This window comes from Gordonia jacobaea, assembly GCF_965344965.1.
GTDB lineage: Bacteria > Actinomycetota > Actinomycetes > Mycobacteriales > Mycobacteriaceae > Gordonia > Gordonia jacobaea.
Genome location: NZ_CBDRLS010000002.1, coordinates 742325 through 756336 on the forward strand (window position 1 = coordinate 742325; position 14012 = coordinate 756336).

15 protein-coding genes and 1 pseudogene are annotated in these 14012 nt (G+C 64.4%); 7 read left to right on the forward strand and 9 right to left on the reverse strand.

Features of this window, described 5'->3' with window-relative positions:
• Window positions 1-54: 54 nt before the first annotated feature.
• The 5 genes from ACRVY7_RS09540 to ACRVY7_RS09560 all read left to right on the forward strand — a co-directional run bounded on the left by ACRVY7_RS09540 (window position 55) and on the right by ACRVY7_RS09560 (window position 4135).
• Entirely contained in the window at window positions 55-1104 is a 1050-nt protein-coding gene (locus ACRVY7_RS09540) for an NAD(P)-dependent alcohol dehydrogenase (RefSeq protein WP_431816877.1), read from the forward strand.
• A gap of 139 nt (window positions 1105-1243) precedes the next feature.
• Entirely contained in the window at window positions 1244-2116 is an 873-nt protein-coding gene (locus tag ACRVY7_RS09545; RefSeq protein ID WP_049700049.1) for a formate/nitrite transporter family protein, read from the forward strand.
• A 228-nt stretch (window positions 2117-2344) separates the two neighbouring features.
• Window positions 2345-2617 carry a GlsB/YeaQ/YmgE family stress response membrane protein gene (locus ACRVY7_RS09550; RefSeq protein ID WP_049700050.1) on the forward strand — a complete coding sequence of 91 codons (273 nt, stop codon included), beginning with the start codon at window positions 2345-2347 and terminating at the stop codon, window positions 2615-2617.
• Between the two features lie 161 nt (window positions 2618-2778).
• On the forward strand, window positions 2779-3603 hold the full coding sequence (locus ACRVY7_RS09555) for a TIGR03619 family F420-dependent LLM class oxidoreductase (protein ID WP_431816878.1): 825 nt from the start codon (window positions 2779-2781) through the stop codon (window positions 3601-3603).
• A gap of 46 nt (window positions 3604-3649) precedes the next feature.
• A complete protein-coding gene (locus ACRVY7_RS09560; protein ID WP_431816879.1) occupies window positions 3650-4135 on the forward strand; it encodes a GAF domain-containing protein in 486 nt (161 codons plus the stop codon).
• Here ACRVY7_RS09560 and ACRVY7_RS09565 read toward each other — a convergent pair.
• The 6 genes from ACRVY7_RS09565 to ACRVY7_RS09590 form a co-directional block, all read right to left on the reverse strand.
• Entirely contained in the window at window positions 4132-4650 is a 519-nt protein-coding gene (locus ACRVY7_RS09565) for a flavin reductase family protein (RefSeq protein WP_064865956.1), read from the reverse strand. The genes ACRVY7_RS09560 and ACRVY7_RS09565 overlap by 4 nt on opposite strands.
• Window positions 4647-5144, reverse strand: coding sequence for an NADPH-dependent FMN reductase (locus tag ACRVY7_RS09570; RefSeq protein WP_431816880.1), 498 nt, complete (start codon window positions 5142-5144; stop codon window positions 4647-4649). Before ACRVY7_RS09570 ends, ACRVY7_RS09565 begins: the two co-directional genes overlap by 4 nt.
• The gene (locus ACRVY7_RS09575; protein WP_431817066.1) at window positions 5141-6352 is read right to left on the reverse strand and encodes an LLM class flavin-dependent oxidoreductase; all 1212 of its coding nucleotides are present in this window, start codon (window positions 6350-6352) and stop codon (window positions 5141-5143) included. Before ACRVY7_RS09575 ends, ACRVY7_RS09570 begins: the two co-directional genes overlap by 4 nt.
• Window positions 6353-6526: 174 nt before the next feature.
• Window positions 6527-7339 (reverse strand): crotonase/enoyl-CoA hydratase family protein, encoded by an 813-nt coding sequence (locus ACRVY7_RS09580; protein ID WP_431816881.1) that lies wholly within the window; start codon window positions 7337-7339, stop codon window positions 6527-6529.
• Window positions 7340-7341: 2 nt separating this feature from the next.
• A complete protein-coding gene (locus tag ACRVY7_RS09585; protein WP_049700057.1) occupies window positions 7342-8370 on the reverse strand; it encodes a zinc-binding metallopeptidase family protein in 1029 nt (342 codons plus the stop codon).
• A 187-nt stretch (window positions 8371-8557) separates the two neighbouring features.
• Complete coding sequence (locus ACRVY7_RS09590; RefSeq protein ID WP_431816882.1) at window positions 8558-9394, reverse strand: sulfurtransferase; 837 nt, start codon at window positions 9392-9394, stop codon at window positions 8558-8560.
• 186 nt (window positions 9395-9580) lie between these two features.
• On the opposite strand from ACRVY7_RS09590, the gene ACRVY7_RS09595 reads away from it, so the two are divergent.
• Window positions 9581-9874, forward strand: a complete 294-nt coding sequence (locus tag ACRVY7_RS09595; protein WP_049700058.1) for a hypothetical protein — start codon at window positions 9581-9583, stop codon at window positions 9872-9874.
• Between the two features lie 2 nt (window positions 9875-9876).
• On the opposite strand, the pseudogene ACRVY7_RS09600 reads toward ACRVY7_RS09595, so the two are convergent.
• The 3 genes and pseudogenes from ACRVY7_RS09600 to ACRVY7_RS09610 all read right to left on the reverse strand — a co-directional run bounded on the left by ACRVY7_RS09600 (window position 9877) and on the right by ACRVY7_RS09610 (window position 12407).
• Window positions 9877-11030, reverse strand: a pseudogene (locus ACRVY7_RS09600) (CaiB/BaiF CoA transferase family protein).
• Window positions 11017-11892, reverse strand: coding sequence for an SDR family oxidoreductase (locus tag ACRVY7_RS09605; protein ID WP_431816883.1), 876 nt, complete (start codon window positions 11890-11892; stop codon window positions 11017-11019). The pseudogene ACRVY7_RS09600 and the gene ACRVY7_RS09605 overlap by 14 nt, the downstream one beginning before the upstream one ends.
• An 8-nt stretch (window positions 11893-11900) precedes the next feature.
• On the reverse strand, window positions 11901-12407 hold the full coding sequence (locus ACRVY7_RS09610) for a MarR family winged helix-turn-helix transcriptional regulator (protein ID WP_431816884.1): 507 nt from the start codon (window positions 12405-12407) through the stop codon (window positions 11901-11903).
• 105 nt (window positions 12408-12512) lie between these two features.
• On the opposite strand from ACRVY7_RS09610, the gene ACRVY7_RS09615 reads away from it, so the two are divergent.
• Entirely contained in the window at window positions 12513-14006 is a 1494-nt protein-coding gene (locus ACRVY7_RS09615) for an MFS transporter (RefSeq protein WP_064866200.1), read from the forward strand.
• Window positions 14007-14012 lie beyond the last annotated feature (6 nt).

A 14012-nucleotide genomic window follows, 5' to 3' on the forward strand; every position in this document is an offset into this window, starting at 1 on the left:
CCCGCGGCACCGGCAGATCGTCGTGGATTCCGCGGACGCCGGATAGGGAACACAGTGACGACAACCGTCAATGCTTTCTGGGCAACAGCTCCTGATGCGCCACTATCGAAGACCACCATCGAGCGCAGGGACCTCGGCCCGAAGGACGTCCTGATCGACATCGCCTTCGCCGGGATCTGCCACTCCGACATCCATACCGCCCGCAACGAATGGGGCGGCACCACCTACCCCGTCGTGCCAGGACACGAGATCGCCGGAACGGTCGCCGCTGTCGGCGATGAGGTGACCAGGCACAAGGTCGGCGATCGCGTCGGCGTCGGCTGCTTCGTCGACTCGTGCGGCGAATGTGCCGCGTGCAAGAACGGCGACGAGCAGTACTGCACCACGGGTGTCGTGCAGACCTACAACTCCAAGACCTACGAGGGCGAGTTCACCCACGGTGGGTACTCGCAACAGGTCGTCGTGACCGAGGACTTCGTGCTGAAGATCCCGGAGGGCGTCGACCTCGACGTCGCGGCACCGCTGCTGTGCGCGGGAATCACGCTGTATGCACCGTTGAAGCACTGGGGAGCCGGCCCCGGCAAGAAGGTCGCCATCATCGGTCTCGGCGGCCTCGGACACATCGGCGTCAAGATCGCCCACGCGCTGGGCGCAGAGGTGACCGTCTTGAGTCAGACGCTGTCCAAGAAGGAGGACGGCGAACGCTTCGGCGCCGATCACTACTACGCGACGAAGGATGCCGAGACCTTCCGGACACTGCGCGGGGAGTTCGATCTCATCATCAACACCGTGTCGGTCAACCTCGACCTCGACGACTACCTCGGGTTACTGGCCATCGACGGCACCCTTGTCGAGCTGGGGGTTCCGGAGCATCCGCTCGAGATCAAGGCATTCTCGCTGCTGGCCAACCGGCGTTCGATCGCCGGATCGATGGTGGGAGGCATTCCCGCCACCCAGGAGATGCTCGACTTCTGCGCCGAACACGGGATCGGAGCAGAGATCGAGAAGATCAGCGCCGACGAGATCAACGCCGCCTACGACCGCGTCGTCGACAGCGACGTGCGGTATCGATTTGTGATCGACACCGCGACTCTCGCCGACTGACCCCCGACCCTCGACCGGGTACGTACACAACTCGGTCGTCAGCGCGCGGCCACGACAATAATTTCGATGGCCTCGCGCTGAGGTCGCAGTTGTGTACGTATAGCGGGCGCCGTGGCATGTGCTGTGGAACCGTTGACACATGAGCGACCCCGAGTTCGATGTGAACAAGCTCTTCCCGGGCAAGTTCTTCATCAGCACAACGCTCGACGTGCTCGAGTCCAAGAAGAAAATGACCGGCCATCTGCGGCGCCGTTTCATCCAACGCGCCGCGATGGCCGGCATCATCATCGCGATCTTCTACGTCATCAACTACACGATCGTCGCCGCGTTCGACACGATGACCGATCCGCCCGGGCAACTGCACGCGGTCGGCAAACTCATCGGAGCGCTGGCCTTCGGCTGGGCGCTGGTGTTCATCTACTACACCAAGTCCGAGCTACTCACCTCGAACATGATGATCGTCTCGGTCGGCGCCTACTACCGACGCGTGACGCCGGTCCTGATCATGCGCATCCTGCTGTTCTGCTATCTCGGCAACATCCTCGGCGGCCTGCTGATCGCTGTGATGCTGCGCGGCACAACACTTCTCGACGGTCCTGTACTCAACGCGATGGTGCACGCGGTCGACGTCAAGACCGGCTACCTCAGTAACGGATTCAGCGGTTGGCTCGACCTGTTCATCCGAGCCGTGCTGTGCAATTTCATGATCAACCTCGCGATGTTGCTCGTCTACAACGGTTACCTGACCGAGGACATCGCGAAATGCATGGCGATGATCACCGCCGTCTTCGTCTTCGCGTTTCTTGATTTCGAGCACTCCGTGGCCAACACAGTGCTCTTCATGATTGTTGGATTCCAACACGACATGCCAATAGGTTTGGTGTTCGGCAATCTAGGCACGGTGCTGCTGGGAAACTTCGTCGGAGGCGGAATTCTCATCGGCTTCTACTACGCGTGGGTCAACGACGAGCGCGACACCCATCTGGTGCACCTCCGACGACACCGGCATTGAGCCGGCGCGTCCCCGCCCGCGGCGCACCAACCGGTGCCCAGCCGAGATGGGTCATTTGTCCGACATTGCGATTGGATCACGACGCGGTCGGCGATGAGCTTTGCCGCTGGTCCCCGGTCGTACGTTGACTCGGGGCCTTGCGGATGCGTCGAAGAATCGACCTTCCTTCCATGAAGCAGTCGTGGAACATCCAAGGGGGATCAGGGCCCGCTATCGGAGGAGTTTCACGTGATCGGAACAATCATCAGCGCCATCATCGTCGGCCTGATCATCGGCGCACTCGCACGGCTTGTCATGCCGGGCCAGCAGAACATCGGCATCATCATGACCATCGTTCTCGGCGTCCTCGGGTCGCTCATCGGATCGTGGCTGACCTACCAGTTCGGCTACAGCAACGCCAACGGCGGCTGGGAGGTCATCCCGTTCATCGTCGGCATCGTCGTGGCGATCGTGTTGATCGCCGCATACCTCTCGCTCCGAGGGCGCACCGTACGCCAGTAGCACCGTCACGACTGTGGCCGGGAAGCACGGGGGCTTCCCGGCCACAGTTGTGTTCGCCCGCCGTAATCACCGCCGCGACAGCGACTTGCAAACGGGTCCACTTGTGATCGCCGTGGGCACAATGATCGTCTGTGGGACGAGTACGTCACACTATGGTGTGCATGGGTTTTCACGTCGCACTGCCCAACGACGGCAGCATCGAACAGCTCACCGAACTCGCGACCGCGGCTGAGAACCTCGGCTTCGACGGAGTATGGCTGGCCGAGCACGTCCTGCCACCGATCAAGCATCCCGATCCGGCGTATGCCGCCGAGTACGACCCACTGGTGCTGCTCGGGTTCATCGCCGCACACACGACCACCGTGCGTGTGGGCACCTCCATACTCGTTCTCCCCCTGCGGAATCCGTTCGTTGTCGCGAAGCAGGCCGCGACCGTCGACGCGCTGAGCGACGGGCGGCTGGAACTCGGGGTCGGCGTCGGGTGGGACGCAGACGAATTCACTGCCGTGGGAGCGCAATTCCACGATCGTGGGCGTCGAACCGACGAGGCGATCGGCGTGCTGCGCCACCTGTGGGCAGGCAACACCGACGGACTCTTGGGCGAGCACTACAGCTTCGGCGGCGGGTATCCCACCCCGGTACGCCCACAGGGCATTCCGATCACGATCGGCGGGCACTCCACTGCTGCGGTGAATCGTGCTGCACGCCTTGGTGATCGTTGGCAGTCGATCTACTTCAACAACTCGGGCACCGACCCTGCAACGTTCCGGGTGATAGCAGCAGATCTCAAACGTCGTACCGAGGGTCGCGTCACGACGGCGATCAAACGCTTCGTCCGCACCGCCGACCAGGTCGACGCATTGGTCGACGAACTCGACACGTGGCGTCGCGCCGGGGCCGACGACGTCGTCGTCTGGTTCGGCGAACCGGCGGTATTCGGCCCTCTCCAAGAACGTTTCGCACGCAAGGCACAGGTCAATACGTGAAGACCCACGCTGGCGCAGCGACCACCGATGCGGGCACAGTGGTGACATGAGCACCGAGTCCCTCCCGCCCACCGACCACCCCGCGATCGACTATGCCGAGCTCGCCGGCGCGGCGCGCGCACTCATCGAGGGCGAATCGGATCGCGTAGCCAATGCGGCCAACCTGTCAGCACTCGTCTATCAAGCTCTGCCACAGGTCAATTGGGTTGGCTTCTACTTCTTCGACGGCCGCGAGCTGGTGGTCGGCCCGTTCCAGGGAAAACCCGCCTGCGTACGCATCCCGTTGGATCGCGGCGTCTGCGGGGCGGCTGCAAGAACCCGCACCACGCAACGCGTCGCCGACGTGCACGCCGTCCCCGACCACATCGCCTGCGACGCAGATAGTCGGTCGGAAATCGTTGTGCCACTGGTGCACCACGGCGAGCTCATCGGGGTCTTCGACCTCGACAGTCCAGTACCCGACCGCTTCGGCGCCGACGATCAGGCGGGCCTCGAAGCAATCGCCGAGGCGTTCATCGCGACTCTGGACTAGACCGCCTGCGCGAGTTTGCCGAACCCGCTGCGGTGGAAGATCAGCGGGTTGCCGGTCTCCGGATGGTCGACCCCGTGCAGCTCGAGCAGCACGATGATGTGATCGCCCGCCTCGACCTCGCGGTAGATGGTGCAATCGAAATGCGCGAGTCCCTCATCGAGAGTCACCGCGCCCTCGTCGGATGCCTTCACCGCGATGCCGTCGAATCGGTGCTCGACCGCTCCGGCGAGTTGTCGACAAGCGGCACCCTGATGGTCGGCGAGGATTGTGACGCCGAGGTGTGCTGCGCGTCGAAGATCCGGCCAGGTCTTGGACCCCGACGCCACCGAGACCGACACGAGCGGCGGGTCGAGACTGACGCTGGTGAACGAGCTGGCGGCGAGGCCGGTCAACTGGCCGTCGACCTCTGCGGCAACCGCGACGACGCCGGTCGGAAAAATGCCGAACGCTTTACGTAGACGCGCGGGATCGAGATCCTGATTGGTCTGTAGCTGGTCGGTGCGCGGTTCGCTCATGAGCCTGCCTTCAGCAATGTGGTGACGATCGGCTTTGTCGCAGTGAGCCATTCGGCGTATGCGGCAGGGTCGTCGTATGCGGAATCGATGACGTAGAGACCACGTCCCGGCACCGTGCCGCCGATGTCGGTGAGCACGGGACGCAACGTGAGTTCCGGCGCGAGCGAGTGTGCGGGGCTACCGCCGAGCATCAACGGAATCGCGATCCCGGAGAGTCCTGTCCCGCCCGCGAAGCGGTCGAGGAACAGCTTCAGCAGGCCGGTATATGCGGCTTTGTATGTGGGACTGGCGAATACGACGAGTTCAGCCTCACCGACCTGTGTCACGAGATCGTTGACATGCTCGTCGCCCCAATCGAGGATCGTCGGGCCGAGTGTTGCAAGGTCGACGATCAGATCGGGTTCAGATCCCGACAGCTCTGCGGCCACATACGTTGCGGCACCGAGTGTTCGGCTGCCTGGTTTCGGATTGCCGACGACGACAGCGGTCGTCACGATGCCGACACCCGCTTGAGCGGTGCCTGCGCTCCGAACGGAACCGAGGCACTGACCGCGACAGGGGCGGGGTGCTCCCATAGTCCTCGACGGGTGAGTTCGGGAAGTACACCCTCGCCGAACCAGTACGACTCCTCGAGATGCGGGTAGCCCGACAGCACGAACTCGTCGATCCCGACCTCGTGATACGCCTCGATCAAGTCGGCGATCTCGGTGAAGGAGCCGACCATCGCGGTCCCTGCACCGCCACGCACCAGGCCGACGCCCGCCCAGAGATTCGGGTAGATCTCCAATCCGTCCTTGGACCCCTTGTTCAGCGCGAGCATGCGCTGCTGCCCTTCCGACGCCGAGCGTTTCAGCCCCGCCTGGATGCGCGCGATGTCGTCTTCGGAGATGTTGGCCAGCAGGCGATCGGCTTCGGCCCACGCGGCTTCGGAGGTGTCGCGCGCAATGGTGTGCAACCGGATTCCGTATTTCAGTTCGCGACCCTGCTCCTCCGCGGCTGCACGGACGCGAGAAATCTTCTCCGCCACTGCCTCTGGCGGCTCGCCCCAGGTGAGATAGACGTCGGCATGCTTCGCCGACACCGCGATTCCTTCGGGCGACGAGCCGCCGAAGTAGATCTGCGGCAACGGATCCGGGATCTGGTGCAACACCGCGTTTTCGACGGAGAGGTATTGGCCGTCGAAGTTCACCGTGTCGCCGGTCCAGAGCCGTCGCACGATCTCCAGGAACTCGTCGGCCCTGGCGTAGCGCTGCTTCTTGTCGAGGAAGTCGCCGAACATCCGCTGCTCGGCGTCCTCGCCGCCGGTGACCACGTTGAGCAGGAGTCGACCACCGGAGAGATTCTGGAACGTCCCGGCCATCTGCGCGGCCAGGAACGGCGCGGTCATCCCCGGGCGGAACGCCACGAGGAACTTCAGACGCTCCGAGAGGCTGCTGATCATGGCCGTGCTGACCCACGCGTCCTCGCACCAGGCGCCCGTCGGAGTGAGCGCGGCCTCGAAGCCGAGCTGCTCGGCGCTGCGCGCGATCTGTCCCAGATACTGCACCGACGCCGGTCGACCAGCGGCTTCGGCAGCGACGCCGTGACCACCTCCGACGACGTTGCGGCTGTCACCGCCGTTGGTGGGCAGGAACCAGTGGAACTTCAGGGAGCTCACGTAAAGCCTCTCTCCTCGATCGACGCATCTCGTCGCTCGACGCATCCAGGCGTCGAGCGCCATCAGGTGGCGCGCCGTAGGCGCAACTACACCAGTTCAGTCGAGGTCGGACCGATTTCCAAGGGTTGCGTTCGCACTGATTACTAGATTTGCCACCTAACTGATGACGGCCGGTGAGTCCGGCCCGAGGAGGTCTCGCCGTCCTCGGTTCGGCAACGATCAACTGGTCCCGTCGCCGCGCTTGGATCGTGGTCCGCTCGAGAAGCTGCCGTGACGTCCCGCCCCGTCCGCGAAGCGCGCAGCACCGGCGACGCCCTCGCGTTCGACGATGGGTACGCCGGCCGCCCCCTCGGCGCGGAGCGCGTCGCCGAGGGGGAGGTCGAGTCCCGCGTACACCGACGCACGGTCGGTGAGCACGCATTCGAACGGGAACTGCGCGATCTGCTGCGCGAGTTCACGAGCAGCGTCCAACGACTCGCCATGCGGCACAACCCGATTGGCCAACCCGATCGCCAAGGCTTCCTCGGCGTCGACCGGCCTTCCGGTGAGGATCAGGTCGAGCGCCCGGCCCAGGCCGACGATGCGCGGTAGGCGGACCGTCCCACCGTCGATCAGCGGCACGCCCCACCGTCTGCAGAACACGCCGAGCGTCGCGTCCTCTTCGACCACACGAAGATCGGCGAGCAGCGCCAACTCCAACCCGCCGGCCACCGCGTATCCGCTGACCGCCGCGATCACCGGTTTGGACAAGGGGATGCGGGTCGGCCCCATCGGACCGTCTCCCCCGCCGTCGGCATCGAGGTCGTTGCGGCGCGACGGATCGCCGACCGACGTGAGATCGGCTCCGGCGCAAAATGTTCCGCCAGCGCCTACGAGGACCGCAACCTTGACGTCCGGATCGTCGTCGAATCGGTGAAAGGCCGCTCGCAGGGCGCGCGCAGTCGGCCCGTCGACGCTGTTGCGTACTTCGGGCCGGTTGAGCGTGATGGTGACGACCGGCCCGTCGACCTCGTAGAGCACCGGCCCGGGCATGACTACTGCGCGACCACCGCACGGTCGTCGGAGGTGATGAGTTCGTGGATGAACTCCATTTTTTCGAGCACCTTCGGCGGCAGCACGAACGGGTAGAGGTCCTGATGTCCCATCGAACGATTGATCTGGTTGAGCGCCCAGGTCAACGGCAGCCACCAGTCGATGATCCGCTCGAACCCGACCTTGCCCGGCAGATCTGCCTCCAGCGTCGCGCCCGCGGGTGCCAGCGCGAAAGCGGCTGCGGTGTCGAGGGTGTCGCGGATGTGCAGGTAGTGAGCGAACGTCTCCGCCCAGTCCTCGAACGGATGCATCGTGGCGTACGACGAGACGTAGTCCTGTTCCCAGTTCTCCGGCGGGCCGTCGTTGTAGTGACGATCGATCGCGTCCTGGTAGCTCGTATTGGGGTCACCGAAAAGCTCGGTGTAGCGCGCGAGGTTCGGGCCATCGCCAACCAGAACCATCTGATAGAAATGCCCGATCTCGTGACGGAAGTGACCGATCAACGTGCGGTACGGCTCGTCCATCGAGACGCGCAGTCGCTCGCGGTGCACGTCGTCGCCCTCGGCGAGGTCGAGCGTGATCACGCCGTCAGCGTGGCCGGTGGTGACCGGCTGATCGCGGCTCGACAGCAGGTCGAATGCGAGCCCGGTCTCCGGGTCGGTGTCTTTGCCGAAGATCGGGAGCTTGAGCTCGTCGAGCTCGTAGATCACTCGACGCTTCGCGCCTTCGGACTCGGCGAAGGCGGCCATCGCCTGCTCGTCGGAATCCGACGGCCTGGTGCGCGTCAAGCGGCACGATTCACAGAGCGCCGGCAGCTCCGGACCCTCCTCGACCATCCAGTTGCACGCGGCGGTCAGGTTGTCGGCACAGCGCACGATGGTCGCGCCCTCGACGGAGCCCTTCTCGTCGTCGTCGAGTACCTGGATCGTGTGGCTGGGCAGGTGGAACCCCAGGTTGCGCCCGCAATTGAGACAGACAGTGTTCTCGAAGGACAGTTGCTGTCCACAGTTGGAACAATGGAAATCGCGCATCTACTCACTCTTTTCGTTCGTCAGTCCGGACGTAACCCGGTGGTGAACTCTGAGCCGTTTACGTCTCAGAGCTGTGCATCGTGATGGAGGTCGGAGCCGCGCAGCCTTCTGCACGCGTTCGTGACCAGTGTCACCCTGTTCTCGCAGTACATTCGTCGAATTCGATGGTGTTCAGGTTCCAGTTCGGTCATATCTCCGCTGGACGCGCAGGGTCGGCCGACCATTGCGACCACGAGCCGGGAAACAGAGTCCCCGACAATCCGGCGATCTCTAGCGCGGCGATCTCGTGTGCGGCATTCACGCCCGAACCGCAGTAGGCGACGACCGGTGTCCCGTCCGTGACGCCGGCCTGCGCAAACCGCGCACGCAGTTCCGACGCGGCGCGGAAGCGTCCGGACTCGTCGACGTTCTCGCTGGTGGGGACGCTGATCGCGCCTGGAATGTGCCCCGCTCTTGGGTCGATGGGTTCGACCTCACCGCGATAGCGTTCGGCCGCCCGCGCGTCGACGAGGACTGTCTTTGAGTGATCGGAACCGAGCGCCGCGACGTCGTCGATCGTGGCGGTCGGCAGTGATCCCGCCCGCAGTGTGACGCTTCCTGTCCGGACGGGGGTGTCGCCGGTCGACAAACGCATGCCGGAATCACGCCATGCCGCGAGACCGCCGTCGAGAAGGCGAACGTCGCGGTGGCCGCCCCACCGGAGGAGCCACCACGCGCGGGCGGCGGCGAGGTTGCCGTTGTCGTCGTAGACCACGACGGGTGAGGTGTCGTCGATACCCCACGACCGCGCGGCCTCGGTCAGCGCATCGATCTCGGGTAGCGGATGCCGCCCGGCCTCGGGCGAAGGCGGTCCAGCAAGTTGGGAGTCGAGGTCCACATACACCGCTCCCGGAATGTGTCCAGTGCGGTAGCGCGCGTGACCGTCGTCGTCGCCGAGTTGCCACCGGACGTCGAGCACGACCGGCGGGGTGTCGGAGAGCATGGCGTCGGCAAGCTGCGCGACGTCGATCAGCACGGATGACACACGGCACCTCTCTGGGAACAACGATCTGGGCACACAACGAACACGGACCTGTCATGGCGGAGGTGGACTCATGGCGACCCGCGCATACCAATCGTGCCCTGTCGACGCCCGTACTCGCCACCACCGCCCACCACCCGTGTGTCGAGTACGGCCCGCAGGCCCGCCCGACTCCGTAGGATCGTCGCCATGAGGCAGGCAGACGGCACATACTTCGTGACGGCCGAAGAACTGGCCGCGTTCTACGACTCAGGCCAGAAGTACTGGTACATGCGTGACGACGGGTCGACGGACCTGTACTCCGACGAACTGATCATCACGCACGGCTGGCCGATCTATCTGATGGATCGCGACGAGAAGTGGTTCGCCAAGTGGGACGGCAATTACGAGAAGGCCGTCGAGGACGAGCTCAATCCGCATCTCCTCAAGAACTTCGAAGAGCTGATCACCGAGGGCGATTGGCCCAAGGATCACAACGAGTGACCTCAGTCCTCGTTGTCGGCGCCTAGTTCCGGCGGTCCGCTGCGATAGGTGGCAGGTGTCGCCGACAGTCGTATCGGGTTCGCGGTCGTCACGATCGCGCTGTCCGGGGTGGAGGCGCGTACATCGATGCCGAGTTCGTCGGCGAAGTCAAAGGCCTCGGCTACCGAGTTGATCGGTCCCGCAGGCACTCCCGCCGCTGTGAATTCGGCATACCAGTGATCGGCGTCCTTGCTGACGAGCACGGTGGTGATCTCGTCGATCAACTCGTCGCGATGGGCGACCCGCGCCGAGTTCGACGTAAAGCGTTCGTCCGCAGCCAGTTCCGGGCGACCCAGCACCGCGACAGCCTTCTCGAACTGGCCGTTGTTGCCGACCGCCAACGCGATTGGACGGGTTGCCGTCGAGAACACCTGGTAGGGAGTGATACTCGGATGGCGGTTGCCCATTGGCGCAGGGACCACACCTGCGTTGAGAAACCCAGACGCCTGGTTGACCAACGACGACAACGACGCCGAGAACAGGTCGACGTCGACACGTTGCCCCTGGCCGGTCCGGTCGCGATGGCGGAGTGCGGCAAGGATTCCCAGGCCCGCGTGCAATCCCGCGAGTACGTCGATGACGGCGACTCCTACCTTCACCGGTTCGTCGGGTCCCGATCCGGTGACACTCATCAATCCGCCGACCGCTTGAACGAGCAGGTCGTATCCGGGCAACGCTGCGCCCCCGTCACGACCGAATCCGGTGATCGAGCAGTACACGAGATCTGGTTTTCCCGAACGTAATTGGTCGTATCCGAGACCGAGGCGTTCCATCGTCCGGCCCGGAAGTTCTCGATCACGACGTCGGCCTGCAGCGCGATCTCGCGCGCACGGGCCAGATCGTCCGGATCGCGTAGGTCGAGCGTCACCGACTTCTTGTTGCGGTTGACGGACGCGAAATAGGTTGCGGTGCCGTCAGCGGTGAATGGCGGCCCCCACGTTCTCGTGTCGTCGCCCGCCCCCGGACGTTCGATCTTGACGACGTCAGCGCCGAGATCTGCGAGCATCATCGTCGCGTATGGTCCGGCAAGCACGCGGGTGAAGTCGGCGACAACGAGACCGTCGAGAGCTCCTGGCGCCCAATCGTTCTCGGGTGATGAGCTTTCAGTAATTGACAACGCGACCCTCCTTGGGAGCTCGGTACATACGCCACAACGTGCGAGGGACCTCGTGCAACGGCAGCCGGACCGGCCAATCGCGCGACCGGAGATACGCCTCCGTGCCGCCGTCGACCGTGACCACTGAACCCGACATGAAGTCGGCATCCGACGACAGCATGAGCATGACCCACGCCGCGAGTTGCTCCGGCGTGCCGTACTCGCGCAACGGAACCGGGAAGGCCCGGACGTTCTTACCCGACGCCCCTTCGAGCTGCGCCTGCAGCAGCGGGGTCATCACCGGCCCAGGAGCGATCACGTTCAGTCGGATACCCGCACCTGCCCAGTCGAGATCGGTACCGCGCACACGACACCATTGGGTCACAGCGAGTTTCGACGCCGCGTAGGCGACCGGCCCCGACAGCGCCTTACCGCGGCGTCGAATGATCGTGGCCGCCGAAGCCGCATCGCCCTTCATCAGTTTCCGCACCGCGGACTTCGGCACGAACGGCGTCGACGTCGTCGAATTGGAACCGAAGACAACCACTTTCGCCTTGTTCGACGCCGCGAGCGCGTCGCGGAGCCCGGTGAGCAGTTCTGTGACACCGAGGGTGTTGACCTCGACAATCGCGCGTTCTGCACCCGCCTTGGGGCCGACTCCCGCGGCGAGTACCGCACCGTCGAGGACGCCGTCGCAGAGCGCGAGAATGGCCGCTATTGCGGCGCGTCGACCGTCGGGCGTCGCGAGATCGGCGATGATGTCGGCATCTCGTTGGTCGACAGCGATGACGGTGTGACCCTGTGTCCGAAGGGATTCCGCCACTGCCGAACCCATCCCGGAGGCGGCTCCGGTGACCACGTAGCGACGCGGAGCGTCGGCCATCGTGCCTCCTATCCGTGTCGCCGCCTGTCGCGGTCGTCGTCGGCCAGCGTACGGTCATACGCGTTGTTGAACGCGTGGAGTTGGCGAAACAACGCCTCCGGAGATCCTGGCCCCATGTCGGAGAGCACACGCTCGAGGCGTCGCGCGCGCAGCAGGCCGTCGTGCTCGAAGGCGTCGAGACCCGCTCTCGTCGGCCTGACCTGCTTGCTGATCGATCCCGCGACGTCGAAGCGCTCGAGATAGCCGTGCTTGATCGCCGCGTTCACCTGTCGGTTGACGGTCGACTGCTCCAGTTGCATCGCGTCGGTCAACTGTCGGAGCGTGCGAGGTTTGCCGTCGGACAGTATCCACAGCAGGTTGAAAGCGGAGACCTCGAGGATCGAGTCGGGATCGACGTGCGAGCGACGACGCGTCATGCGGAGGAATTCCTCGGCGAGATCGCGATAAAGCGGCGACGGCCAGGGTGCGTAATCATCGCTCGAGTCGTCGGCGCCGCTTACGCGTTCCCTTGTCACACGAATTCCCTTCGCCCTCAACGCTGTCCAGTATGTCCGAAATATCCTAAGGGATTAGGCATATGTAGTTTACATATGTAGTGTGCATATCCCAAGGAGGTGTTCATGTCCGACACTCAATCATCCCCTGCTGCAGAGAATTCGCTGCCGCACGTGGAGAACAAGACCGCGACCGGCGCGGTCGCCACCGTGATCGTCCTCTGCCTCGGCGGACTCGTCGCCGCGTTGATGCAGACGCTCGTGATCCCGATCCAGCCTGAACTGCCACAGTTGCTCGGCACGTCGCGCTCGAATGCCTCGTGGGTCATCACCGCAACGCTGCTCGCCGCGGCCGTTGCCATGCCCATCGCGGGCCGACTCGGTGACATGTTCGGCAAGCAGCGCGTACTGGTCGGCTCGGGCGTCCTACTCGTCGTCGGCTCGGTTGTGTGTGCGCTCAGCGACTCGGTCATCCCGATGATCGTGGGTCGCGCCATCCAGGGTCTCGCGATGGGCTTCATCCCGGTCGGTATCAGCCTGATGCGTGAGGTGACCCCACCGAAGATCACGTCGATGGCCATCGCCGCGATGAGTGCCACCCTCGGCGTTGGCGGCGCAATCGGTCTGCCGCTCTCGGCATGGATCGCGCAGACGTGGAACTGGCACGCCCTGTTCTGGGTTGCTGCGGCACTCGGTGCAGTCGTGCTGCTGCTGGTCATCTTCGTCGTGCCACATGTTCCCGACGCCGCGGGCGGTCGGCTCGACATCATCGGCGCCATCGGCCTGGCCATCGGTCTGTGTGCTGCGTTGATCGCAGTCTCGAAGGGCAATGACTGGGGTTGGGCATCGGGTACGACGCTCGGCCTTCTCGCGGCAGGCATCGTCGTATTGATCGCCTGGGGCTTCTATCAGTTGCGCGCGTCCGACCCACTCGTCGACCTGCGCACCACCGCGCAGCCTGCGGTGCTGCTGACAAACATCGCCGCGATCGCGATCGGTTTCGGCATGATGGCGCAGTCGGTCGTCATCCCAGCTCTGCTCGAGATGCCGAAGGAAACCGGGATCGGACTCGGCCAAACGATGCTGGCAGCGGGACTCTGGATGGCTCCGGGTGGCTTGATGATGCTGGTCTTCTCGCCGGTGTCGGGCATCCTGATCAACAAGATCGGCGCCAAGTACACCCTGGTGATCGGCGCAACCGTTCTCGGCGTCGGCTACCTGATCGCCCTGTTCCTGATGAACTCGCCGTGGCAGCTGATGGTCGCGTCGATCATCGCGGCGTCCGGCGTCGGAATCGGCTACGCGGCCATGCCGACACTGATCATGGGTTCGGTGCCGATGACCAAAGCCGGTGCGGCCGTTGGCCTCAATGGCTTGATGCGATCGATCGGCACCACGGTGTCATCGGCCGTCATGGCGGTCCTGCTCACCACTGCAACGGTGTCGCTCGGCGGCCAGGACATGCCGTCGCACACGTCGTTCCGTCTGTGCTTCCTCGTCGGAGCGATTGCAGCGTTCGTCGGCGCCGCGATCACGCTCACGATCCCCAAGCGCGGCCCGCAGCCGGTACCGACTGCGGTGTCGTCGGACGACGCTCCGGCGGTGCCCGCCGCCAACTGACGGCCG

Bases quoted from the DNA above. Each gene is read 5' to 3' on its own strand.
- ACRVY7_RS09545 (WP_049700049.1), top strand. From the start codon at position 1,244: ATGAGCGACCCCGAGTTCGATGTGAACAAGCTCTTCCCGGGCAAGTTC.
- ACRVY7_RS09555 (WP_431816878.1), top strand. From the start codon at position 2,779: ATGGGTTTTCACGTCGCACTGCCCAACGACGGCAGCATCGAACAGCTC.
- ACRVY7_RS09560 (WP_431816879.1), top strand. From the start codon at position 3,650: ATGAGCACCGAGTCCCTCCCGCCCACCGACCACCCCGCGATCGACTAT.
- ACRVY7_RS09565 (WP_064865956.1), bottom strand. From the start codon at position 4,650: ATGAGCGAACCGCGCACCGACCAGCTACAGACCAATCAGGATCTCGAT.
- ACRVY7_RS09575 (WP_431817066.1), bottom strand. From the start codon at position 6,352: ATGCGTCGAGCGACGAGATGCGTCGATCGAGGAGAGAGGCTTTACGTG.
- ACRVY7_RS09580 (WP_431816881.1), bottom strand. From the start codon at position 7,339: ATGCCCGGGCCGGTGCTCTACGAGGTCGACGGGCCGGTCGTCACCATC.
- ACRVY7_RS09585 (WP_049700057.1), bottom strand. From the start codon at position 8,370: ATGCGCGATTTCCATTGTTCCAACTGTGGACAGCAACTGTCCTTCGAG.
- ACRVY7_RS09595 (WP_049700058.1), top strand. From the start codon at position 9,581: ATGAGGCAGGCAGACGGCACATACTTCGTGACGGCCGAAGAACTGGCC.
- ACRVY7_RS09605 (WP_431816883.1), bottom strand. From the start codon at position 11,892: ATGGCCGACGCTCCGCGTCGCTACGTGGTCACCGGAGCCGCCTCCGGG.
- ACRVY7_RS09615 (WP_064866200.1), top strand. From the start codon at position 12,513: ATGTCCGACACTCAATCATCCCCTGCTGCAGAGAATTCGCTGCCGCAC.